This window comes from Micromonospora sp. C51, from assembly GCF_018070435.1.
GTDB classification, from domain to species: Bacteria; Actinomycetota; Actinomycetes; order Mycobacteriales; family Micromonosporaceae; genus Micromonospora; species Micromonospora sediminimaris.
In genome coordinates, this window is the sequence record NZ_JAGPXQ010000027.1 from 47,867 (window position 1) to 71,367 (window position 23,501).

Here is a 23,501-nt window from a genome sequence, read left to right on the forward strand (position 1 = left end):
TCAGGCGGCCTCGCGCAGGTCGGCCAGGTCGACCGGGGTACGCCGGCGGAGCAGCTCGGCCAGCTCGTCGACCGACCCCACCTCGCCGAGCACGTTCTTGCCGCCGCCGAAGCGCCGGGGATAGGTGTGCACCAACCGGTACAGGTACCGGCCGTCGATCAGCTCGACGCTCACCCGCCACCGTCCACAGCACCCGCACACCCACTCCGCCACCTCGCGAAAGTAGCTCTGACCTGCTGTTTTGCGATTCGCCCGGGTGGGACGTGACGGGTCAGAGGCGGACAGGCCACCCACCGGGCGACCGTGATCCGGCTCACCACTGTCGGTGCCGTCTGGTTGACTGATCGCCGTGGACCTGCCGATCAATTCGCCGGTGGAGCCGATGCTCGCCCGCAGCGTCAATTCGATCCCCACCGCCCCGGGGATGACCTACGAGCCCAAGTGGGACGGCTTCCGCTGCATCGTCCTCCGGGACGGTGACGAGGTGGAGCTGGCCAGCCGGGGCGGCAAGATGATGACCCGCTACTTCCCCGAAGTGGTCGAGCAGGCCCGCCGGCAACTGCCGGCGCGCTGCGCGGTCGACGGCGAGCTGATCGTGATCCGCCGCGACGGCCCGGACGGGAAACCCCGGCTCGACTTCGAGCTGCTGGCCCAGCGCATCCACCCGGCGGCCTCCCGGGTGAAACTGCTCGCCGAGACGACTCCCGCCGACTTCGTCGCCTTCGACCTGCTCGCGCTCGACGACGAGAGCCTGCTCGACGCCCCCTACCCGACCCGCCGGGCCCGGCTGGAGCAGGCGCTGGCCGGGGTGCGACCCCCGGTGCACGTCACCCAGATCACCACCGACGCCGAGGTGGCGCGCCGCTGGTTCGACGTCTTCGAGGGCGCCGGCCTGGACGGGCTGATCGCCAAGCCCGCCGACCTGCCGTACGAGCCGGGCAAGCGGCTCATGTCCAAGGTCAAGCACGCCCGCACCGCCGACGCGGTGGTCGCCGGGTTCCGCTGGCACAAGTCCGGTCCGGTGGTCGGGTCGCTGCTGCTCGGCCTCTACGACGACGCCGGGGTGCTGCACCACGTCGGGGTGAGCGCCTCGTTCACCATGGCCCGCCGCGCCGAACTGCTGGAGGAGCTGGCCCCCTACCGCGACGCCGGGCCGGAGCACCCGTGGGTGCACGGCGACCACGAACGCGGGCAGCGCATCCCCGGCGGGGTCAGCCGCTGGACCGGCACGAAGAACCTGGAATGGGAGCCGCTGCGCCCGCAACTGGTGGTCGAGGTGGCGTACGACGCGATGGAGGGTGACCGGTTCCGGCACACGGCGCGCTTCGTTCGCTGGCGACCAGACCGCGACCCGCTCTCCTGCCGATACGATCAACTCGACCGGCCGGTCCGGTTCGACGTGGACCAGGTGCTGCGGGGTGACCCGGCGGTGCCGGCCGGGCCCGCATAGCTTGGCCGGCAACCTGATCACGGAGGCTCGTTCGTGACCCGTACGCCCGATCGGACCCGCCGTTTCCGGCTCACCGTGGCCGGCCTGACCGCCGCCGTCGTGGTCACCGCCGGCTGCACGCTGCCGGCGTTCGCGCCACGCACCGACGTCGACGGCGAGGCCGCGGCACCGGGGGCCGCGCCGACCTGGCGGTCCTGCCCGGAGGTGGCCGACGAGGTGGTCGGGCGGCGTGCTCCGGACATCCGGTACGAATGCACCCGCATCCAGGTGCCGCGTGACTGGGCGGGCGGCAGCGCCGCCACGACCGGTCCCGGCGCCGGTGAGACCTTCGAGATCGCGCTGCTCCGGGCCCGTTCCACAAACCAGCGCGACCGGATCGGCTCCCTGCTGGTCAATCCGGGCGGTCCCGGCGGCTCGGGCGTCGACACCGCCGTCTACCTCACCTTCGGTGAACAGTACGGCGGCCTGCCCGACGCCATCCTCGAACGCTTCGACATCATAGGCTTCGACCCGCGCGGGGTGGCCCGGTCCAGCCCGGTCGAGTGCATCCCGGACGCCGACCTCGACGCCGTCTTCGGCTACAACCCCGACCCGGAGAGCCAGGCGTCGTTCGACGACTTCGTCGCGCTCAACCAGCAGATCGGTCAAGGCTGCGGCGCCAAGTACGGCGACCAGCTACCGCTGTACGGCACCGAGCAGGCGGCCCGCGACATCGACGCGATCCGGGCCGCTGTCGGCGACGAGAAGTTGACCTACCTCGGCTACTCCTACGGCACCCTGCTGGGGGCCACGTACGCCCAGCTGTTCCCGCAGCGGGTACGGGCGCTGGTGCTCGACGGCGCGGTCGACCCCCGGCAAGATCTGATCGAGGGTTCGGAGAGCCAGGCGAGGGGCTTCGAACGCGCCTTCGACAACTTCACCCGCTGGTGTGCGGCCAACGCGGCCCGCTGTCCCATCGCCCCCGACGCCCGGGCGGCGGTCACCTCGGCGATCGACAAGGCCGAGGTCTCCCCCGTCCGCTCCGCCGAAGGGCGGGAGGCCACCGCCGGCTGGATCTTCTACGCCATCGTCTCGTCGCTGTACTCCGAGCCCGGCTGGGAGCAGCTCGCCCAGGCCATCGACCGGCTGAACGAGGGCAACCCGACGGACGTGTTCCGGCTCGCCGACAACTACACCGACCGTGACTCCGACGGCAACTACAGCAACCTCTTCGACGCCAACCTGGCCATCAACTGCGCCGACGAGGAGCAACGCCCCGACCTGGAGCGGATCCGCCAGCTCCAGTCCCAGTGGCGCACGCAGTACCCGCTCTTCGGCGCACCGCTCGCCGCCGGCCTGGTCTCCTGCACCGAGTGGCCCGGCGGCAGCGACTCCTACCCCACCGGCCGCGCGGAGGGTGCCCCGCCGATCCTTGTCGTCGGCACCACCGGCGACCCCGCCACCCCGTACGAGCAGACCCCGGCGCTGGCCGAGATGCTGGGTGTCGGCCGGGTGCTCACCTGGGAGGGCGAAGGCCACACCGCCTACCCGCAGACCACCTGCATCACCGAGGCCGTCAACGCGTACCTGATCGACCTGACCGTCCCACCCGACGGCAAGCGCTGCCCAGCCCGTTGACCGGCGGCGGTCGCCCAGCAGCCCGAACACCTCCACCGGGCCAGCTACGGCGATCAGAACTCATCGCCGGCAGCGCAAGCCGATGCAGTAAGACAGCCGGACCAAGGCCCTAGACCAAGATCCGAGTGCCTCAACACGCTCTCCAAATGACCCACACGGAGCTGGCCGCGGCCGAGTACATTAGGTCGGGGTACCTACATACCTAATATGCGTCTGACATCCACCCTGACCGCAACCCCAGCGGACGTCAACGACGTTCAGCGCGTGGTTCAGCCGCACGAGCACTTTGCGACATCCGAAGTCCTAACTCCCAGCAGCCCGAAAAAAGTGGTGCCCGATACGCCACGGCTAAACAAAACCCTTACCTCGTCATTGATAATTCAACCAATAGGCTCGGGTCGCATCAACTATGGAGTTGAAGGTGTCTTCATCAATTCTTGCGACGAGAATGGGACTAGACGCCTGCGTTGATACTTCTTGCGCGACGATGGTGAACCGCCCTGCACGTACATAGCTATATACCGTCCATCGATCCAGCGACTCGACGCCCGACATCATCGTCGAGTCATGTAGGAACTCATCCCAAGCCAGCAGTTCCATAAATCCGGTTGGGTCAGTGTCGAGCAAATCGAGCCTTCTGTCGTCGATATGTGGCCGATTTTTGAGCTGCGTCATCACCGAGCCTAGGATGCAACCCTCGCTATCGCCCACCAGCTCGCCATCCACAATGATTTGAAAGCGAAACATTCGGCGACCAGGGAGAGGGCTCACCAGCAACCCGAATCGGCCATCATCGTCTAGGAATCTCAACCCTCACCTCCGCCGGACCTGAATAGGAATATGATTCAAGGGAATCTGTACTGGATTACCCCGGTTGTCTACACCATTGGAGCTACCACTCCAGTGCCAATTTCCATGTTCATCGTTGGAATATCTATAATAGATGGCCTTCTTGCCGGAACCGATTTTAGTCCAACGCGTTCCTTCAACAAGAACGCTATTCTGGAACTGCGCTTCCGCGTCGGCCGGCAAGACCCCCTTATTGGGATTGTACGGATTCGGTCCACCGCGTGGATCATGATGCCCGGGGTTCTCATAGCCGGGAATACAACCGCCCGGCCCCGTATTGTGGACCAAAACGGGCGTGTTGCCGGCGAGCACATAGTACGTGTGGATGTTGGCAACGGTCAGGTCTCTCATGGCTTCGTTGCCGGAGTAGTTGAGAACCTTGACGACCTCGGCGTGACCATGCCGGGTTCCCAGCTGCTCGCCCGGCCACAGGTAGGCCGCGTCTACCCACCCCTGTCGGCTTTCGCTCCAGAAGGGATGATGTTGTGTGGTTTCGAGAACGATCGAACGGCCATCAGCAGTCCGGATAGTGAGATCGGTCAGATCGCTGTCTTGGTTGACGTGTATGACTTCAATCGAAGCGACTGCCGTAACGCCCGTTTCAGGATCGCGAGCGACGACCTCGTCACCCTCCTCGATCAGTCCGATCGGCTTTTTACTGCCGTCGGACATAAGTACGAGGGTTTCGGGGTCAAAGCTGTGCCGGCAAGTGTTCTTCAGGAGACGCCTGAGGCTCCTCCCATGACCCATCGACGCGAGGTCCATCGCATATCCGCCACACTCGGCACTGGCTCCGGCAATACATGACTTGTATGCGCGGGTGGCAGTGTAGGCGGTTTCGGCGATACGACAAAGCACGATCGCCGTGCAAAGCAGAGCTCCTGCCATCTGCTTTTTTGCAGAGGGGCCAGGGCCCTTAGCAATGCGGGATTTCGCATAGCTGCGGTTCTGCTGGTACTTCTGCGAGCATGCCCAGGCACTTCCGTCCAGGCAAAGTCCGCGCTGGCTCGCCTTGCCGTTACCTCGCGCTGCGTCTTGATTTACCGCATCGATGAAGTCTGAGTAAATAAGTCCTGATGGGTCTGACCATGTGACCGGGTTATTGTTTGAGTAGGAGTATCCGTTCCATTGCTGCGGGTCGGCGAGATCCTGCAGAGGGTCCACTGAGATAAACGCACCCAAAGTGGGGTCGTAGAATCGGGCACCCAGAAGGGTCAGGCCAGTCGGATCATCGGTGCCGCCCACGAAGCCACGTTGCCCTGACGGCCAAGGACCACCAGCAGGGCCCCTAACGTTGCCGTGGGGGTCGGCGTACTTGATTGTGTCGACGCGGGTAACAGCATTGACGACCCACCGTGTCGACCCTTGATGATCCGAACCCAGCCAGAAGACGTCACCCGAGCCTGAAGCCGAGGATCCGCTGCGAGACGCGATCACGCCTCCGGCGTGCTCGTAGTAGCGGGTCGCCGTCTTGTTCTGGCCGGAAACGGTCAGTTCGTGCCCGGCCACGAAGACGGTGGCGTCGCCGTTCGGGTCGATCCGGGCGATCCGGTTGCCGTCCACGTCGTAGTGCATCCGGGTGGTGCCGCCGGGACCGGTGATCTCGCTGAGCTTGCCCTGGGCGTTCCAGTCGAGGGTTTCGGTGACCCCGCCGACCCGCCGGTAGGTCAGGTTGCCGATTGCATCCCAGTCGTAGTGGTCGACCCGCTCGCCGGTGGTGACCGTTCGCACCGCGTGCGGCTGGCCGCCGGTGGCGGCGTACCCGTAGGTCGAGGTCACGCCGGCGCGCTCGTCGGTCACCGACTCGCGGGAGCCGGCCTTGTCGTAGGCGTACGACTTCCAGTACGGCGACACTCCACCCACGTCGCTCGACTGCGGGGTACCGGCACACGTGCTCGTGCTCTGCGACCATGCCTGGGTCAGCCGGCGCAACTGGTCGTACTGGAAGCACTGGACGTCGCTGTCGCCGGGCCGGGCGTTGCCGTCGTTGTCCTGCGGCCGGTTGGCCATCGACAGCACGTTGCCCGCCGGGTCGTACTCGTAGTTCAGCGCGGCGACGTTTGTGATGCTGGCGTCGCGGTCGAAGTAGAACTCGGCCAGCCGCCGGGTCACGTCGTCATAGACGTAGGTCTGATACGCCTGCGGCTTGTTGTTGACGCCGAGCTTGCGTTGCAGCAGCTCGCCGTAGGGCGAGTATGTGGCGTCGTCGACGTAGACGGTGGCCGCTCCGGAGGGCGAAGACGTGCCGACCAGCCGTTTGACGTTGCCCAGGTCGTCGTAGGTGTGGTTGAGCATTTCCCGCTCAAGACCACCCACCCTCGGCATATTGACCCGTTCGGGCGAGCCGTCGACCTTGAACGTGAAGGTGGAGACGTAGGTGCCGGCGGCACCGGCCAGGCCGGGCATGGCCGGCACGACCGACTCCTCGTCGCGGACCTGGTAGGCGTCGTTGTAGTCGAAGATCTGACGGGTGAAGTGATAGCCGTCGACGATCGACAGCTGTTTGGTCAGATGGCCCTTGGCGACGGTGTCGTAGGTCCACTCGGCGGCGAGTTGTCCGTTGACCCGACGCTTGTATTGCCGCCCGAGCAGGTCGTACTCGGTGGAAACCACCTCGCCCCGAGCGTCGGTCGAGGAGGTCACGTCGTCGCTGTTGTCGTACGTCAGGGTGGTGACGCCCTTATCCGGGTCGGTGGTGCGTCGCTCCCGTCCCCGCAGGTCGTACTCGTACTGCCACACCTTGCCGGTCGGGCCGGTCACGGTCTTCAGGTCGTCGCGCGGAGTGTAGGTGTACGTGGTGGTGTCGAACCCGCCGGTGGGGGTCCGTCCGTGGAACTGACGCAGCTCGAACGTCCGGTCGTGGACATCGCTCAGAGTGGCAGTCGCGGTGCCGCCGAGCGGCGGGGTGACGGTCACCTGCCAGCCATCCGGGTTACCGCCGTAACTGGTGACAGTTGCCCAGAGCTGACTGTCCCCCGACCACAGCCCTTCGTTGATCACCCGGCCGACCGCGTCGTGGCTGAACACCGTCCGCACCCGGTCGGCGCCCGGGTTCAGCTCCAGCAGCCCGGGGCCGGGTTGGCCTGTGACGTATGCCGGACCTGCCTGGTACGCCTCCAGACCTCGGTCGTTGTAGCCGGTCGAGGACACCAGGCGTCGACCGTCGAGGGCGTCCTCCTGGGTCTGCACCGGGCGGTAGAGGGAGTCGAAGAGCCCGATCTCGGTGATGTAGTTGCCGTTGGGCCCGAGTCGCTTCGTGGTGACGGCCAGCGGCCCGTCGGCGCGTACCAGGTAGCCGAACTCCAGGTTCGGCGTCTGGGTCGCCTTGGCCCGGCCGGGCAGCCACACCTTGGTGAGCCGGCCCATCGGGTCGTGCGTCAGGTCGGTGCGCTTGTTGTTCGCGTCGACCACTGCGGTCGGCTCGGCCCAGGCCGGCTGCTGATAGGTGATGACCTTGTGCTGAAGGGGGTTGAGGGTGACCGTCTGGGTCACCGGACCCGGTCCCGCCGGGGTGTACGCGGTGGTGGTGACACCGCCGCGGGCGTCCGTCACGCTCTCGACCCGACCCAGATCGTCGTAGCTGGTACGGGAGGTGGTGGCGTAGACCGGTCCACCGGTCCAGGTGTCGAGGGTGTCCTCGCGGGTGACCAACCCTTCGCTCGGGATGGCACCGTGGATGTCCGAGCCGTCGTGGAAAGTCCGGACGTCGGAGACGACGTCGTCCGGGCGGGAGATCGTCGCGCCGCACGCCTTGGCGACGGTCTCCACCCGGGACACGGCCGCCCGGATCCATGCGGTGTCGTTGCTGACATACGTGGTACGGGTGCAGGTCTCGTCGCCGGTGCTCGCGGTGTCTCCCAGGTCGGACACCGTCTCCGGCAGACCCTCCGAGGTGTACGTCGTCCGGGACTCGGTGCGCGCCCACGTGTTCGCCGCGAGAAGCTTGCGGGTCTTCTGCACGGACGGACCACTGAGGTACGCGCGGGCGGTACCCCCGTCGTGGTCACGCTCGGCGGTCTGGCGGGTCCAGTACTGCGTGGTGGACGCCTCGACCACTGTCGAGTTGTCGAGGGTCGCCTCCTCCAGAGGCATACCGGCCAGCGCCGGGTGGTCGGCGAAGGTGTTGCCCTCGGAGTCGGCGACCTGCACGTCACGCCGACCTCCGCCGGGCAGCGGCTGGTCGTGCATGCCACGGTAGAACCGCTTCCGGGTGGTCAGTGGCACGCCTTGGCCGGGCTCACCGACCTTGGTGACCACCTGGGAGTAGCCGCGCCACTGTCCGTACGTACGGTGCTTCTTCTTGGTGAACTCGCTGTCGTCGTAACCCCACAGCGTCGACGTGCCGCCACCGGTGGTGGAGTACTCGTAGCTGGTGGTGATGGCAGGCTGGTCGGCGGTGCGGTCGATCTCGGAGATCTCGGTGACCACGTACTTGCGGAACCAGTCCAACTTCGGCGAGGCGTAGCCGTCCGGCGTCCAGTACACCGGGAAGCAGAGCCGGGAGTTGTTCTCCGGCGACGCCGGGACGTCGTTGTAGTCGCAGTCCGCCTCGGAGTACGTGACGTGAATGTCGGCGCCAGACTCGGTGCGGATGTTCTGGATCCGCCACCTGGAGAACAGAGGTGCCCCGGCGAGCACGTTGGCCCGGTTGGACAACTCCACTCCGGTGAACTGCACCGCCGGCTCGGTGACGGTGCCGCCGACGTGCCCGGCGTGCACGATCTCCTTCAGCCACAGCGACGCCGACCCGGCCACCTTCGGTGCCTTGAACTCGTGGGTCAGCGCCCACGACTCGACGTCCGAAAAGCTGCTGCCGCTGCGTACCTGAGTGGTGATCTTCGTGAGCCGCTTGGTGGTGAAGAAGACCGGAGCCAGCTTGTCGGTGCAGGGCGCCGCGTCGCAGTACTTGTCCCACGGCACGTCCGGCCAGTTCGCCTTGACGGGCTTGCCGTCCTTGTGGCACTCGGTGGCCAGGCACCGGTCGGCGACGTCGAACACCACTCGTCCGGTGGCGGCGACGCTCGCGTGATCCGCGTGCAGGCCGTACTCGATCCGCCTCAGGTGGCCGCCGCGGTGAAACGACTGCCGGTTGTCCTTGTCATCGGCCGCACCGTAGTAACCGGTCTCGCTTTCGTAGTAGTAGCGGACCGTGTTGCCGTGCACGTCCACGGCCTTGTCCAGCAACCACCGCCATGCCTGCTTGCACGACGAGTCCTTGAAGGCGGTGGCGTGGCACTTCTCGCCGGCGTGGTTGCCGAAGACGGGGATGGTCCATCGGGAGTTCGCCGAGGTGACCTCGCTGGCAAAGAAGTACCTGGTGCCGTCCGGCGTGGTGATCGTCCACCGCTCGGTCGTTGCGTTGCCCGACGTCGCTGCGGCGCCCTCCAGGCGGATCCGCCAGTTGCTGTCGTTCTGAACCCGCCAGGTGCCGGTGGTGTCGTCCCTGATCAGCGAGGCATTGGTGCCGTTCAGCGAGACGGTGACGTTGTGGGAGTCACCCTTCCAGCACTGATCGTAGGTCTTCTTGTCCTTGTTGTTCGGGTCCGTGCTGTCGACCGCGTCGCGGTCGTCGGTGCAGGTGACGTAGGAGCGCTCGATGAATCCCGGCGCGTACTCCCACCCGTCCCCGACCCACGACGCCTGGTTGTTGGCACCGGCCATCCGGCCGTCCACCACCTGCGACGAGTAGTCCAACGACACCTCTGGCAGCGGACCCTCCGCCGGCGGCAGCCGCAGCGGGTTCGAGTACGAGAACGCGCCGGAGCTGTCTCCGGCCGTCCACGAACCCGACGCCTTCAGGTCGGTGGCCTTGTAGTCGCCCTCATCCGAGGACTCGTCGGCCGTGATGGCGAACACCACAGGTGCCGCACCGGAGAGCGTGACCTGAGTCGAGACCGTGCTGGTGACTGGGTCGTTGGTGGCCTCGACCGGCTCGATCTCCTGGCACTCCGACCGCTCCGGAGTGGTCGCCGCGCAAGCCGGCAGCCGCTTGAGGGTCAGCCGCTCGCCCCACCCCGCACCGTATAGTTCACGGATCCCGGCGTAGTCGAAGGCGGCCTCGATCGCACCGGCACCGCCGTCAACGAGGACTACCGGCCCACTGACGCCTAGTCGACGCGAGTGATGCTCGGCCAACACCTGCACTCGTGCCTGTTCAGGAGCACGTTTACCGGCAACGGCTGAGGCCGTAACGGGTAGCCCGCCCGCGGTTCCCCGCACCGTCCGTCCGGACTGCCGCTCGCCGTCGAAACGTCGGTCCGGCCGAGCACCTGCGACCGCAAGGCTGGTCTCTCCCGCCGCCGGCCACGTTGCCCGCCCCGCCCCGGTCCATCGGCCACCGTCGTCAGGCAATGGCGTCCGGTCGACAGGTGCTCGCCGGAGCGATTCGGCCGCGATCGTCTTCACCTCACGGTCGCCGGAGGGCACCTCGGCCGCCTGGGCTGGCTGAGTCGCGGCGAGGGTCGAGGCCACCAGCACCGCGACGGTGCCGAACGTGACGAGTCGTCGGGAACGAGAGGGGACGGTGCGAGGCTGCGACATGACACCTTCCTGACGCAGAGGGGTGAGGGAAAGTCAGGTGGGCAAGGTTGGGGCGGTAACCAAGCCGCCCCAACCCGTGGCTCAAAGAGCAGCGAGGTCCGCGATCCGATCCGGATCCACAGTGGAAGTCCAGATGCGTACGTCGTCGACGACACCACCCAGCGGTGCCCAGCGGCGCCCGTCGGCGGCACCGTTGCATCCGATAAGCGTCGGGCCGGCAGCCATCCACGGCGCGGAAGGGCCGTCCGCCTCGCCCTGCAACTCACCGTCGACGTAGAGCCGTAGCTCGCCGGCCGCGACGTCGTAGACCCCGGCCAGGTGCGTCCACTTACCCAACTCGGGCGGCTGCTGCGACTCGGCGGTGTGCCAGATCGCGGAAGTGCTGTCCCCGGTCGACGGGATGCCGAAGTGCCAACGATCCTGGGTCGGGTTGTACTTCAGGAAGAAGCCGCCATGCACATTGCCGACCTGCGAAAGCACCGTGTGGTGATCGGTTGTCTGTTCCAGCAGCACCCATGCGGCCACGGTGAACGAGGCATCGGTTCGTACCACCGGACCGGTCGACTCTGCACAGGAATCGCCGGTGAGTTCCAGGCCCAGTGCACCGTCACGGCCGAAACCCCGGTCACGCGCCCAGGCATACGGTCCAGTGATGGTCAGGTCGCGACCGTTACCTGACCAGTCCGTCAGATAGGTAGGGGTATCGCTCGCTGGGCCGTCCAGCGGCCACATCCCCTCCAGCTTCACCTCCGGGTTGCCCCCGTGTACCGCCAACACCTCAACGGCGGACAGAACACCCCGCCAGGCCCGGATTTCCGAGATTGTCGCGCCAGCCGTGTAGTCGGTGTGGACGCCAGTGTGCAACGCACAACCCACTGTCATTGCCCCATTGGCCTGCCAGGGCGACACCGGACGAATAATCGAGTGCACCAACAAGCCGTTGACGTACAAGCTCATCCGTTGTGCAGATGCGTCATAGCTGCCCAAAAGATGCGTCCACTTACCAACGTCAGCGGCTATTGGGGTAGGCGACGCTGTCCACCGCGACGTCGAATGTTCGTCGTCAGAATCCTTCATCATCAGCGTCCAATACGGGACACCGTTGACATGGCGGGTACCCAGATACCAGCCACTGACCCGGACGCCGTCCTGACCTACGAGGGTCTGGTTGCCAGTGCCGATAGTGGCCAACTTGACCCAGGTCGCGATCGTAAATGACTCGTCAGTGCGCAGCACCGGCTGCTCGGTCCTCGCGCACTGCGTGCCGCTCAGCTCGACCGCCGACTCAGTCCGCCCGAACTGGTCATCCACCCAGGTCTCGGTCTCGGGTAGCAGTAGGGCCGACGATCGGCCCGTGGACTCGATTCCGCCGCCGTGCAGTTGCCAGGTGCCGACCTCGCCAGCCGGCAGCTCAGTAGCGGCGCGGGCAATCTCTGCCTCGGAAAGTAGGCCCTGCCAGACCCCGAGATGGTCGATCGAACCCCGCATTTGATGCCATTGATCGCTAGTGCTCGCCGCACAACCGACCATGAATTTGCTCTGCGCATTCCAAGGAACAAACGGAATATGCCCCTCAGCCGCGAGTTGGCCTCCAACGTACAGGCGCATTACCCGCGCAACAGGGTCCACCGTGGCGGCGACGTGCTGCCATACGCTTTGCGGTGGAGCTACGCCGGCCTGAATGTAGGCCCAGGTCGGTGTACCGACATCACCGCTGGTCATTGCCAGCTCCCAGCGATCGCTGGCAGCGTGGTACTGCAAATAGAAGGAAGGACGGGTGGTGCCAGCCTGCGTGACCAGGGCACGGTTGGCCGACTTGTCGGTCAGTTTCACCCAGCCCGCCACGGTGTACTCGGCGTCGGTGCGAATCACCGGTGTCGTCTCTCCGCAGCCCGTGCCATCGAAGGTCAGCGCGGCGTTGGCGTTCCCCTTACGGTCCGAGCCGTAGCCGACTCCACTTCCCACCGTCAGGTCATGGCCCTGGCCGGAGTCGTCGAGGGCGTCACCGTCGAAGCGCCAGGCGCCCTGCGACTGGGCCTCGGTGATGCGGCCAGTGAAAAAGTTGTAGGCGGTGCGCGTCGAGTAGTTACCGGCGATGTCCTGAGCCCACACATAGACGACCGTGCGGCCAACCTCCGGGGTGAACGTGACTGTAGTCGTACCCGTTGACGCCTTGAAGGTCTGCTGGGCGTCGACCCCGATGCCGTACGCGAACTGCTTCATCCCCGACCGTGTGTCGGACGACGTGAATGAGAGTGTTACCGGCTGGCCCTCGACGGGTGTGCCGGACGTGCGTGTTACCACCGGTGCGGTGGGTGGGGTGTGGTCCAGCCGGAAGTAGCAGAGGCTTGTCCAGTCGGTGTCGTCCACCCCGTCGGTACCCCGGATCCGCCAGTTGTAGCTGCCCTCAGCCAACGAGGTACTCAAGGGCCAGCTCCGCTCAGCGCCGGCTGTGGACGATCCTGTGGTGTGCTCGGCCGGGCTGGTCGGGCCGTTGAGGTCGAACCGGATCCGCACCGTGCCGTCACCGTCGCCGGCTTTGCCGTACAGAGTCGGTGTCCGGTCGGTGATCCACGGGCCGGGCGAGGTCTTGGCGCAGGCACCGCCTGGCGCGGTCCGGATCGCCACCGGCGAATGCGGCTTGTGCTGGTAGTCGGTCTTCAGCTTGACGTGGGCCGGATCGAACTTTGCCCACCGGCCGCCGCTCTCGGTCGTCATCCGCAGGCCGAAAGTGATCGAGGTGTAGTTCTCATCGGCATGGCGCTGGACGTGGTGGCCAATCTGCGAGCCGTTGAAGTTCATCCAGTTGGCATCTTGGCCGCATCGGGCATTCGCTTTGCCGCGTTTAGTCTGCAATGCCCCATCGTGCAGCCACTTGTCCTTCATGCCGTTCCACGTGGGGGTGTTGGCAGCCAGAGAGTTGGTCTGCCAGACGGAGATCAGCTCACCGTCGCAGTCGGCGGTGTGCACGACGTAGGCGTCCAAGCTGGCTGTGCCGGTCAACCGCTTGCCAGCCAGCGCCGAGGTATCGAAGTAGAAATGCGATCGCCAGATGTCGCCGTGGTCATCGTAATTCGATCCCACCCGCGCGACCTCCCTGGGCCAGGAAGTACCCGAGGTCCACTGGGTGCTTGGCCTGGAGTCGTTCACCGGAGCCCAACTGGCCCACTTCTTGTCGTACGTCGGGTCGATGAAAATCGGGAACTTGCCGGCGTCAAGCAGGTCGGGGTCGGCGGAGACGCTCAACAGACCTTCGCTGACCTCGACGTCGACCGGTGCGGTCCTGGCGGAATCAGCCGGACCGCGGACGGTCGACCGATTCGGCTTCAGATCGGATGGCGCACCGTCGGCCAGGAAACCGGCCCGCGCGCCGGCGCCCTCAAGTGTCGAGTCCCAAGCTCTGGCCGGCGGGGCTGCCGCCAGCAGGCCCTCCGGGCCAGATACGGTGACGCCTCCGCCCACCACGGACACAGTCGCTGATCCGCCTACGATGTAGCGGGTCTCGCGGACCAACGGATTGGCGGCCGCCGCTGCGCTCTTGACCACGAGAAGGTGGGAGAAGCCACCCCGCTCGGCACGCACCACGAGGTCGACGTCCGGGTACACGTTCAGGTAGGTGATGCTGTCTCCGGCGATCACGCCCTGCGGGAGTGGATCCGGCCAGCCGAGCGAGAAGCTGGCGCCACCCCCGGTCATGGTGGCGAAGGCCCCTTTCCCGCCCGGGGAAAAGACCACGTCGGCCGTTGAGGCAACCGGGCGAACCAGACCGTCGTGCCCCACCGTCAACGTCGTGTCAATCTCTGTCCAGTTGCCGTCTTGCCTGGTCCATTGCGGCTCGGCCCAAGACTCGAAGGCGAAATCACCGGAAGGTTGGGCAAAGACCTTCGTCGTCTCCGACGCCGCTTCGAGCACTTCCACCGGCGACTCACACTTCTCGGCCAACGCTTGAGCCGCGTGCTCCTTACTGACCCCGGCAGGCACACCACCCGGGCAGGGGTCGGCGGCTTCGGCGTTGACATGAGCAGCCGGCGAAAACGCGGAGAAAGAGCCAACCAGCACGACAATGGCCACAGTGGACCGAATCCAGGCAGGACAGATCGACAAGCCGCACCCCCGTGAAGCAACCGTGATCAAGCTTGCGGCACAACGTACAGATAGATGAAGCCCAGCACCAGGGCGAATTCGAGTCGATACTCTCCGCGCACCCCTTTTGACGCAATCGCCCTTTGTGGCGACGCCGATAGCTCACCGTGACCACCGCGACCCACTCCCAGTGGTCCGATTTGGGTTGCACGGTCGCTGCTGCCGAGCCTGTCGATCGCGCGCCGCGTTCTAGCAATGATGAAGGCCGCTGGCAGCAACAGGATCGAACGCGTTTTGCTAGCGGGCGGGGGCCGTGAGATAGAGGCGTACGACGCCGAGGACGGTGTCGCGGTCGCCCTCGATGCGCACGGTGCCGGCGCGTTCGGCGTCGGTGAGCGGCAGGCCATCGAAGAGCACCCCGCTCCAGGCCGTCGAGTCGGCGGTCACTGTCGCCACCGGGTCGACGGCGGCACCGGGCCGGACGTCCAGCAGCCCGTTGACGGTGGTCAGCCGGTAGTCGCGGACCGGTGGGTCGGGCTGGCGGGTGTCGTAGAGGCGCAGGGCGGTCAGTGGCAGGCCCTCGGGGACGGGGGGCGCCATGGTGCGCATGGCGAGGACCATGGCGTCGGGGGTCATGCCACCGCTGGTGCGGGGGTCCGGTCCGGAGGAGTACCAGCGGCCCAGCGACGCCAGGACCGACTCCAGGCCACGGCCCCACTCGGTGACGGCGTACGCGCGGGTGCGCGCCAGGTCGGTAAGCATCACCTGGTCGACGATGCCGGCCTGACGCAGGGATCTGAGCCGGTCACTGAGGACGGCCGGGGTGATGCCACGAACGGCGTCCTGAAGGTCGGCGAAGCGCTTGGGACCGAGGAGCAGTTCGCGGACGACGATAAGCGTCCACCTGTCACCCACCAGGTCGAGGGCGTTGGCAGCCCGGCATGCGTCGCCGTGGTGCGCGTAGGTCAACTTGGCAGGCAAACCTGATCAACTTCTTTCACACGAGTGGACGCTATGTTTATAGTAGCGGCATGCAGAGTACGGACACATCGCCAGCGCCTCCGGTGGTCGACCGCGACACCTGGCTTCGGGAACGGAACGCACTGCTCGTACGGGAGAAGGAGCACACCCGGGCGGGTGATGCCATCGCGGCCGCCCGCCGTCGCCTCCCGATGACCGAGGTCAACCCGGTCAAGCTGGTCGGCGAGCAGGGTCCGGTCTCGTTGCTCGACATCTTCGACGGGCGTGACCAACTCGTGGTCTACAAGCACATGTGGCACCTCGGCAAGCCGTTCGAGGAGCAGTGCGAAGGCTGCACCATCAGCATCTGGAACTTCCACGAGGCTAGCTACCTGGAGGCACGGGGCATCAGGTTCGCGGTCTTCGCCGAGGGACCGTACGAGGAGATCGCACCGTTCCGCGAGTTCATGGGCTACCTCCACCCGTGGTACTCGACGTACGGCATCGACGAGCCCGCAGTCGCCGGCGGCGGCGTCATCGCCTGCTACCTGCGCCGGGGCGACCGGGTGTTCCTCACCTACGAGACGACCGGACGCGGCGTCGAGGCGATCATGGGCTCGCTCAAGCTGCTCGACATGACGGCATACGGACGACAGGAAGCCTGGGAGGACTCCCCCGACGGCTGGCCGCAGGCCGACCCGACGTACAGCTGGTGGCGTAAGGACGGCCGCCCGGTAGCCCAGTGGACCCGCCCCGGCGCCACGCCCGTCCAGTCGGACCAGCACCACTGCCACTGAAGACCTGAGCCGAACGGTCGCCACCTACCCGGGGCCATCGGCGCAGAGACCACGCCACCGACCGGCATGTCGCTAAGGGATAGACGTGGACATTACGGATCTAATGAGTCGGTGCTAAGGATCGATGTCGTTGCTGCCGGGTTGTTGCTGACACTGACCGGCTGCACCAGTGGCCCTCGGACACCTACCAGCACCGAGAAGGCCCCTGGGATCTCGCCGGGGCAGGCGCCGGAACCGACGCCTGCCCCGGCGGTCGGGAGCGGCCGGGTGCTGGACGGTGACGGTTACCGGACCCTGGTCGCCGGTGCGACGTACGACTTTCTCGCGGCGATGCACGGTCGAGTGGCCGTCGGTGATGGCGGCTGCCTGACCCTGCGGGACGAAGCAGGGGCCGCAGTGGTGGTCTGGCCGCCGGGCACCACGTTGCTTCCGAACGGCCGGGTGGGCGTACACGTGCCTGACGTCGGAAAGATCGTCGTGGGTGATCGGGTCGACGGCGGCGGCGGCTTCTTCGAGGCTCCGCTCACCGAGGCCGGCCCGCCGGAACATCTGCCACCCATCCCGGCCGCATGCGCCTCCGTCGGCGCAGCCTTGGCGGTGCTCGAACGCGTCAGCCGGTACAGCGACAGTTGACGGTGCTCTGCCGCACATCGGGTCGCACCGTTGTGGGACGCTCGCGGGATGAGTGAGGTGATCTTCCGTGAGGCGGTCCGGGCCGACCTGCCGGCCATCCTCGACCTGCTCGCCGACGACATGCTGGGGCGTACCCGTGACGTCGGCGAGGTCGACGCCACGTACGAGAAGGCGTTCGCGGACATCACCGCCGACCCGCGTAACCAGCTCGTCGTCGCCGAGGCGGGGGGTGAGCTGCTCGGCTGCATGCAGCTCACCTACATCCCCGGGCTCGGCCGGCACGGCACCGAGCGACAGTTGATCGAATCGGTCCGGGTCCGCTCGGACCAGCGCGGACGGGGCCTGGGCCGGCAGATGATGACCTGGGCGATCGACCAGGCGCGGCAGCACGGCTGCGGCCTGGTGCAGCTCACCACCGACAAGACCCGCCACGACGCGCACCGCTTCTATCTCGGCCTCGGCTTCGTCGCCAGCCACGAGGGCATGAAGCTCAGTCTCTGACCCGTGCACCGCCGCCGAGTCGCCCGGCGGGTCAGCGGGGGCGGTCGCGGTCCTTGGAGGGTTGGACCCGCTTCGGTTCGCCGGGCATCTTCGGGTGGTCGGGCGGGTAGGGCAGGTCGCCCTCTCCGGCGGTGGCGTCCCGCTCGGCCCATTCGAGCAGCGGCGTGATGTCCCACGCGGCGTCGTCGATGCCGGCATGCGGGTCGCCGCGCTGGGCCAGCCGCTCCGGCACGGTACGCAGATCGAAGTCGTCAGGCTCGACGTCGGGCAGCTCGTCCCAGGTGACCGGGGTGGAGACGGTCGCCCGGGCATTGGCCCGCAGCGAGTACGCGCAGGCGATGGTGCGATCCCGCGCCATCTGGTTGTAGTCCACGAAGACCCGCTCGCCGCGTTCCTCCTTCCACCAGGCGGTGGTGACCAGGTCGGGCCGGCGGCGGGCCAGTTCCCGGGCCAGCGCGATGGTGGCCCGGCGTACCTCGACGAACGTCCAGCGCGGCTGGATGCGCAGGTAGACGTGCACGCCCCGGCCGCCGGAGGTCTTCGGCCAGCCCGGCACGCCCAACTCGTCGAGGATCGCCCGTAGCTCGGCGGCGGCCGTCGCGGCGTGGGCGAAGTCGGTGCCGGGCTGCGGATCCAGGTCGACCCGCAACTCGTCGGGCTGGTCGACGTCGGCGGACCGTACCGGCCAGGGGTGGAACACCACCGTGCCCATCTGCGCCGCCCAAGCCACGTGGGCCAGGTCCGCCGGGCACAGCTCCGCGGCCTTGCGACCGCTGGGAAAGCTGATTTCGACGGTACGCACCCAGGGCGGCACGCCCCGGGTCGGCACCCGCTTCTGGAAGAACATCTCCCCCTCGATGCCGTCGGGGAAGCGCTGCAACGTGGTGGGTCGGTCGCCCAGCGCGCGCATGATGCCGTCGCCGACGCTGACGTAGTAGTGGAAGACGTCGGCCTTGGTGAAGCCCCGCTCCGGGAAGATCACCCGATCGGGACTCGACAGCCGTACGCTGTGCCCGGCCACCTCGATCTGCTCGGCCGCAGCCTTCGTGCCACCCATTGCGCGACCATATGCGATGGGTCCGACCTTCGGCGTACCGTTGACCTGTGACTCTTCCCGACAGCGAACTGCCCCGCACCGAGGACGAGTGGCGGGTCCGGCTCAGCCCCGCCGAGTTCCGGGTGTTGCGCGAGCACGGCACCGAGCCGGCGTGGACCGGCGAGTACGTCGACACCAAGACGCCCGGCATGTACCGGTGCCGGGCCTGCGGTGTCGAGCTGTACCCGAGCGACACCAAGTTCGACTCGCACTGCGGCTGGCCGAGCTTCGACGACGCGATCCCGGGCGCGATCAAGGAGATCGAGGACAACTCCCTCGGCATGAGTCGCACCGAGATCCGCTGCGCCCGCTGCGACAGCCACCTCGGTCACGTCTTCCGCGGTGAGGGCTTCACCCCGAAGGACACCCGGCACTGCGTGAACTCGCTCTCCATCCGCCTGGACCCGAACGACGTCTGACCCTGGTCACCCCGGCCGGCCGGCCATCAGCGCGACCTGAGCGCTACGCGACTGCTCGACGCGCCGGGCCAGGTCGAGCACCCGTGCGTCGGTGCCCGCCGCCTGGTGTGCCCGGGCCAGGTCGGCGGCAGCCTGCTGGTGCGCGCTCAACACCTCGATCAGCACCTCGTCGACCTCGGTGTCCGGGGCGTCGCGCAGCCGCGCCAGCTGCGCGGGTCCGGTGCCGTGCCCGGCGTGATCGTCGGCGCGGGCGCTGCGCCCGGCCTGCGCCAGCCAGCCGCGTGCGGTGGCCAACTCGTCGGTCTCGGTCGCCTCGACGGCGGCGACCAAGGTCCGCAGCTCGTCGTCGGTGAGCCGGTCCCGCACCAGCCTGACGATTTCGAGGGTCTGCTCGGTGTGCCCGGCCATCATCGACAGGAACAGCAGGTCGATGCCGGTCATCTCGCTGGGGACGCCAGGTGTCGCGGCGGGGGTCGCGGCCACCGGCGGCGTGGCGTCGGCGGGCGCGGGCTGCCCGGACGGCGCGGGCGAGCCGCCGCAGCCGGCAACCAGCAGCACCGCGAGCAGGTGCAGCGGCAGCACACGCAGCGTGGTGCGCCACGCCCGCGCCACGGCACGCCCTTCGGGCGGCCGGGCCGACGACACGACGACTCCGGCCCCCGACACGCCGGCTCCGGCCCGCGACACGGCGGCTCCGGCCGGCAGCACACCAGTTCCCGCCCGCAGCACTGCGGGCGGGAGCGACGGTACGGCGGGCGGGAGGTGCGACCAGCTCCGGTCGCACCTCCCGTTGGTCAGAGCTGGCTCCACAGCGCCGGTACGTTCGGCGGTTCCCAGCCGGCGATGGCGGTGTGTGCCTGCCGGCAGCGGTAGGTACGGCCGCCGTAGGTGACCTGGTCCCCGACGGCGTACGCGCGACCGGCGGCCCAGGTGCCGCCGCTCGGCGGGTTGGTGGTCGGGGCGACCGGGGGGGTGGGCGACGGGGCGGGCGGGTTGGTGGTGGGGCTGGGGGTGGGGGTGGGATTGCCGCCGCCACCGCCGACCTGGAGGTCCACGCAGGAGTAGAAGGCGTTTGCGGTGTCGGAGATGTTCCACACCGCCAGCAGCTTCTGTCGACCTTGATAGCCGGACAGGTTGACGGTGTGCGAGACGGTCGCGCCGGGCTGGCGTCCACCGCCGGAGAAGACCGCGACCCGGGTGTTGCCGATGAAGTACTCCCAGTCGCGGGTGGCGTGCATGGCCGTGTTGACCCAGGTGAACGTCACAGTGGTGCCGACCGAGGTGGCCGGCCAACCCCGGTTGTCGTCGTTCAGGACGGCGAAGTGCGAGATGTTGGCGTGGCAGTTGCGCAGCCCCTTGGGGCCTTCGACACTCTGCGGCTCCCACCGGATCTGCCCGCAGTCGGGCACCCGGTTCTGGGCGCAGAGCGCCTGGCGGCTCGGCGGCGACGAGACGTAGCCGTGGGCCTGGGCGGGGGTGGCGACGGCCAGGGTGGAGACCATGGCGCCCGTCGCGACGAGCGGAAGGGTGATTCTTCGGCGCATGGCGGCAGCTCCTTGTCGGCGTGATGCCTGGTGAGGTGCCACCAACATAATTTAAACCTTGTTAACAGTAAAGACCACTGTCAATAAAACAAGGACCGCCCCGCGTCGTGCCGCAAGATAGGACAAAAGGTCTTCCGATGGAGGTACGGGGCATGGCTACCTGCGAGGTCTGCGGCAACGACTACTGGCTCGCGTTCGAGGTGCGTACGGTCAGCGGCGACGTACACACCTTCGACAGCTTCGAGTGCGCGATCCACCGACTGGCGCCGATCTGCGAGCACTGCGGCATCAAGATTTCCGGCCATGGGGTCGAGGTTTCCGGTCGCTTCTTCTGCTGCGGTCACTGCGCCCGGGCGGTGGAAGCCGAGCGCGGTGCCGAGATCCGTGACGCGGTGGGCGCGCGTCCCGCCTGACGGCCGTCGACCGATCGTCCGCAGCGACCGAGCACCATGGAACATCACCCTGTCGTCGAATGATCAACCCCGAACACCGCCGGTCGGCCCACCGACTCGGGCGGCGTCTTCGGCGGCCACTACCCGCTGGGCTGCGACCACAGTCCCGCCGCCCTGAAATGCCTCGGCAACCACCCGGACCCGCCGGGCACCAAGAGCGACGCGAACGGTGGAAGCAGGCGAATTGCGCCTGCGGGAGAACGGCGAAACGAAGAGGCATTGTCAATCTTGGACAGTTCCCGTTCGCGAAGAACGAAAACTGTCCAAGATTCGTAATCAGATGCCCGCGAGCATGCCGCAAAGCGCACGCGAAGCGAGGCGGCACCACGCTATCTGTCAGCCTGAAACCAGGCCAGGGCGGGCCGAGCCAGGGCGGGCCGAGCCAGGGCGGGCCGAGCCAGGGCGGGCCGAGCCAGGGCAGGCCGAGCCAGGGCGGGCCGAGCCAGGGCGGGCCGAGCCAGGGCGGGCCGAGCCAGGGCAGGCCGAGCCAGGGCCAAGGGGGCACCTCCACGCCGACGCCCGGTGGCGACAGCACTAGCCTGGCGGGATGTCTGACACGCAGCTGCACAGCGCCGGTTTCGCCGAGTTGGACGCCCGCACCTTCCACGACCTGGTGCGGCTGCGCGTCGACGTCTTCGTGGTGGAGCAGGAGTGCGCGTACCCGGAGATCGACGGGCGCGACGTCGAACCCGGCACCCGACACCTGTGGCTGGCACACGACGGCGCTCCGGTGGCGTACCTGCGAATCCTGGCCGACCCCGGCGGGGTGGCCAGGATCGGACGGGTGGTGGTGGCCCCGGAGGCCCGGGGTGCCGGGCACGCGGGCCGGCTGATGACGGCAGCCCTCGCGGAGATCGGTGACCGGCCGTGCGTGCTTGACGCACAGTCACATCTGGTCGACTTCTACACCCGACACGGCTTCATGGTCAGCGGGCCGGAGTACGTCGAGGACGGCATCCCCCACACCCCGATGCGCCGGAAGTGGTGAGCCACCCGAACCCGGTGGTGGAAGCGTTTCGACGACGCCTCGCACCCGGTGCTGGAAATCGCTTTCCTCATTGACGGTTGACGATCGATCGTGCCATCCTTCCGAGTCAGCGCACGAGGGCCACACCGACGGCACGGGAGAGGGCAACTCCCGAGCGTCCGGGCGATGTCGAGATCCGACGACTCCCCCTGGGGGCTCCATGTCCAATTCGCTCAGATCATCGCGGGCGCTGTGGCTGCTGGCCGTCGCGGCCGTCGCCACGCTGCTGCTCTCCACGGCATTCGTGCGGTCCGCCTCCGCGCACGGCTCGGTGGCCAACCCCATCTCCCGCAACTACGGCTGCTGGCAACGCTGGGGCGGTGACTTCCAGAATCCGCGGATGGCCACCGAGGATCCGATGTGTTGGCAAGCCTGGCAGACCGACACCAACGCCATGTGGAACTGGAACGGCCTCTACCGCGAGGGCGTGGCCGGTAACCACCAGGCCGCCATCCCGAACGGCCAGCTCTGCTCCGGCGGGCGCACCGAGAACGGGCGCTACCGGGCGATGGACGTGCCGGGCGCCTGGCAGACCACCTCGGTCGGCAACAACTTCCGGCTCAAGTTCTACGACCAGGCCAGCCACGGTGCCGACTACATCCGGGTGTACGCCACCCGGCAGGGCTACGACGCGCTGACCACGCCGTTGGCCTGGTCGCACCTGGAACTGGTCGGTCAGATCGGCAACACGCCGGCCTCTCAGTGGCAGCAGGAGCCCGGCGGGGTCTCCATCGAGATCCCGGTCAACGCTCCGGGCCGCACCGGCCGGCACGTCATCTACACGATCTGGCAGGCCAGTCACTCCGACCAGTCGTACTACATCTGTAGCGACGTGCAGTTCGGCGGCGGATCGAACCCTCCGCCCACCACGCCGCCGCAGACCACGCCCCCGCCGACCACGCCGCCGACCACCACTGCACCGCCGACCACGCCGCCGACCACCAACCCGCCGGTGACGGGTGCCTGCTCGGCGACGTACCGGGTCACCTCGACCTGGTCCGGCGGCTTCCAGGGTGAGGTGCAGGTGACCGCCGGCAACGCGGCCATCCGCGGCTGGCGAGTGAGCTGGACGAACGGCAGCGGCCAACAGGTCAACCAGGCGTGGAACGCCACAGTCAGTTCCAGCGGCTCCACGGTGACCGCCACCAACGTCAGCTACAACGGCAACCTCGGTGCCGGCGCCAGCACCAGCTTCGGCTTCCTGACCTCCGGCAGCAGCACGAACACACCGACGGTGACCTGCACCGCCACCTCCTGACCCCGGCCGGGGCCGCGCCACACTCCCTCGGACGCGGCCCCGCCCGGCTCAGCCGGCAACCGGCAGGTCAGGCAGCGGCAGCCGGTAGCCCGGCGGGGCGGCCAGTACCCGTCTGGTGGTGGTGCCGGAGCCCTGCTCCGGAGAGCGCTTCCCGCGTTGACGTACGCCGATGCTCCATGGCACGCTTCCCTCGGAGCCAACACCACAGGGGCAACGCAGATCGGCCACGGGAGAGGCAACTCCCGAGCGTCCGGGCGCTTTCGCGAACTGACAAT

Annotated in this window: 18 protein-coding genes; 9 read left to right on the forward strand and 9 right to left on the reverse strand. The window is 67.6% G+C overall.

Annotated features, from left to right (window positions below; translation table 11 throughout):
- Entirely contained in the window at positions 1-213 is a 213-nt protein-coding gene (locus tag KBX50_RS22950; protein WP_210939679.1) for a hypothetical protein, read from the reverse strand.
- Between the two features lie 136 nt (positions 214-349).
- Between KBX50_RS22950 and KBX50_RS22955 the strand changes: the two genes are divergently transcribed.
- Together KBX50_RS22955 and KBX50_RS22960 are read left to right on the forward strand one after the other, a co-directional pair.
- Entirely contained in the window at positions 350-1,450 is a 1,101-nt protein-coding gene (locus KBX50_RS22955; protein WP_210939680.1) for an ATP-dependent DNA ligase, read from the forward strand.
- A 33-nt stretch (positions 1,451-1,483) separates the two neighbouring features.
- Entirely contained in the window at positions 1,484-3,067 is a 1,584-nt protein-coding gene (locus KBX50_RS22960) for an alpha/beta hydrolase (RefSeq protein ID WP_210939682.1), read from the forward strand.
- 369 nt (positions 3,068-3,436) lie between these two features.
- Here KBX50_RS22960 and KBX50_RS22965 read toward each other — a convergent pair whose 3' ends face one another.
- From KBX50_RS22965 to KBX50_RS22980, 4 genes are all read right to left on the reverse strand, one after another.
- Entirely contained in the window at positions 3,437-3,742 is a 306-nt protein-coding gene (locus KBX50_RS22965; RefSeq protein ID WP_247674266.1) for a hypothetical protein, read from the reverse strand.
- Between the two features lie 138 nt (positions 3,743-3,880).
- Positions 3,881-10,054 carry a polymorphic toxin-type HINT domain-containing protein gene (locus KBX50_RS22970; RefSeq protein ID WP_210939686.1) on the reverse strand — a complete coding sequence of 2,058 codons (6,174 nt, stop codon included), beginning with the start codon at positions 10,052-10,054 and terminating at the stop codon, positions 3,881-3,883.
- Between the two features lie 483 nt (positions 10,055-10,537).
- Positions 10,538-14,527, reverse strand: coding sequence for a LamG domain-containing protein (locus tag KBX50_RS33670; RefSeq protein ID WP_210939689.1), 3,990 nt, complete (start codon positions 14,525-14,527; stop codon positions 10,538-10,540).
- Between the two features lie 309 nt (positions 14,528-14,836).
- Positions 14,837-15,508 carry a helix-turn-helix domain-containing protein gene (locus KBX50_RS22980; protein WP_210939691.1) on the reverse strand — a complete coding sequence of 224 codons (672 nt, stop codon included), beginning with the start codon at positions 15,506-15,508 and terminating at the stop codon, positions 14,837-14,839.
- Positions 15,509-15,570: 62 nt separating this feature from the next.
- On the opposite strand from KBX50_RS22980, the gene KBX50_RS22985 reads away from it, so the two are divergent.
- The 3 genes from KBX50_RS22985 to KBX50_RS22995 all read left to right on the forward strand — a co-directional run bounded on the left by KBX50_RS22985 (position 15,571) and on the right by KBX50_RS22995 (position 17,430).
- Entirely contained in the window at positions 15,571-16,296 is a 726-nt protein-coding gene (locus KBX50_RS22985) for a DUF899 family protein (RefSeq protein WP_210939692.1), read from the forward strand.
- A 267-nt stretch (positions 16,297-16,563) separates the two neighbouring features.
- Positions 16,564-16,929: a hypothetical protein gene (locus KBX50_RS22990; RefSeq protein ID WP_210939694.1), complete on the forward strand. Its 366-nt coding sequence runs from the start codon at positions 16,564-16,566 to the stop codon at positions 16,927-16,929.
- A 48-nt stretch (positions 16,930-16,977) separates the two neighbouring features.
- On the forward strand, positions 16,978-17,430 hold the full coding sequence (locus KBX50_RS22995) for a GNAT family N-acetyltransferase (RefSeq protein ID WP_210939696.1): 453 nt from the start codon (positions 16,978-16,980) through the stop codon (positions 17,428-17,430).
- 31 nt (positions 17,431-17,461) lie between these two features.
- Here KBX50_RS22995 and ligD read toward each other — a convergent pair whose 3' ends face one another.
- A complete protein-coding gene (gene ligD / locus KBX50_RS23000; RefSeq protein ID WP_210939699.1) occupies positions 17,462-18,487 on the reverse strand; it encodes a non-homologous end-joining DNA ligase in 1,026 nt (341 codons plus the stop codon).
- A gap of 47 nt (positions 18,488-18,534) precedes the next feature.
- On the opposite strand from ligD, the gene msrB reads away from it, so the two are divergent.
- Entirely contained in the window at positions 18,535-18,945 is a 411-nt protein-coding gene (msrB, locus tag KBX50_RS23005) for a peptide-methionine (R)-S-oxide reductase MsrB (protein WP_210939701.1), read from the forward strand.
- A 6-nt stretch (positions 18,946-18,951) separates the two neighbouring features.
- On the opposite strand, the gene KBX50_RS23010 is transcribed toward msrB, so the two are convergent.
- Together KBX50_RS23010 and KBX50_RS23015 are read right to left on the reverse strand one after the other, a co-directional pair.
- Positions 18,952-19,611 carry a DUF305 domain-containing protein gene (locus tag KBX50_RS23010; protein ID WP_307871046.1) on the reverse strand — a complete coding sequence of 220 codons (660 nt, stop codon included), beginning with the start codon at positions 19,609-19,611 and terminating at the stop codon, positions 18,952-18,954.
- A gap of 128 nt (positions 19,612-19,739) precedes the next feature.
- Positions 19,740-20,489 (reverse strand): lytic polysaccharide monooxygenase, encoded by a 750-nt coding sequence (locus tag KBX50_RS23015; RefSeq protein ID WP_210939703.1) that lies wholly within the window; start codon positions 20,487-20,489, stop codon positions 19,740-19,742.
- Positions 20,490-20,641: 152 nt separating this feature from the next.
- Between KBX50_RS23015 and KBX50_RS23020 the strand changes: the two genes are divergently transcribed.
- The 3 genes from KBX50_RS23020 (at position 20,642) to KBX50_RS23030 (ending at position 23,226) form a co-directional block, all read left to right on the forward strand.
- Complete coding sequence (locus tag KBX50_RS23020; RefSeq protein ID WP_210939705.1) at positions 20,642-20,902, forward strand: Prokaryotic metallothionein; 261 nt, start codon at positions 20,642-20,644, stop codon at positions 20,900-20,902.
- A gap of 586 nt (positions 20,903-21,488) precedes the next feature.
- A complete protein-coding gene (locus KBX50_RS23025; RefSeq protein WP_210939707.1) occupies positions 21,489-21,929 on the forward strand; it encodes a GNAT family N-acetyltransferase in 441 nt (146 codons plus the stop codon).
- Between the two features lie 199 nt (positions 21,930-22,128).
- Positions 22,129-23,226: a lytic polysaccharide monooxygenase gene (locus KBX50_RS23030; protein ID WP_210939709.1), complete on the forward strand. Its 1,098-nt coding sequence runs from the start codon at positions 22,129-22,131 to the stop codon at positions 23,224-23,226.
- 48 nt (positions 23,227-23,274) lie between these two features.
- Here the strand turns inward: KBX50_RS23030 and KBX50_RS33425 are convergent, their stop codons facing one another.
- Positions 23,275-23,409 (reverse strand): hypothetical protein, encoded by a 135-nt coding sequence (locus KBX50_RS33425; protein ID WP_282101569.1) that lies wholly within the window; start codon positions 23,407-23,409, stop codon positions 23,275-23,277.
- Positions 23,410-23,501 lie beyond the last annotated feature (92 nt).

Excerpts from the sequence above, each read along its gene's own strand:
- KBX50_RS22965 (WP_247674266.1), bottom strand. The coding sequence starts at position 3,742 with ATGACGCAGCTCAAAAATCGGCCACATATCGACGACAGAAGGCTCGAT.
- KBX50_RS22985 (WP_210939692.1), top strand. The coding sequence starts at position 15,571 with ATGCAGAGTACGGACACATCGCCAGCGCCTCCGGTGGTCGACCGCGAC.
- KBX50_RS22995 (WP_210939696.1), top strand. The coding sequence starts at position 16,978 with ATGAGTGAGGTGATCTTCCGTGAGGCGGTCCGGGCCGACCTGCCGGCC.
- ligD (WP_210939699.1), bottom strand. The coding sequence starts at position 18,487 with ATGGGTGGCACGAAGGCTGCGGCCGAGCAGATCGAGGTGGCCGGGCAC.
- KBX50_RS23015 (WP_210939703.1), bottom strand. The coding sequence starts at position 20,489 with ATGCGCCGAAGAATCACCCTTCCGCTCGTCGCGACGGGCGCCATGGTC.
- KBX50_RS23020 (WP_210939705.1), top strand. The coding sequence starts at position 20,642 with ATGGCTACCTGCGAGGTCTGCGGCAACGACTACTGGCTCGCGTTCGAG.
- KBX50_RS23025 (WP_210939707.1), top strand. The coding sequence starts at position 21,489 with ATGTCTGACACGCAGCTGCACAGCGCCGGTTTCGCCGAGTTGGACGCC.
- KBX50_RS23030 (WP_210939709.1), top strand. The coding sequence starts at position 22,129 with ATGTCCAATTCGCTCAGATCATCGCGGGCGCTGTGGCTGCTGGCCGTC.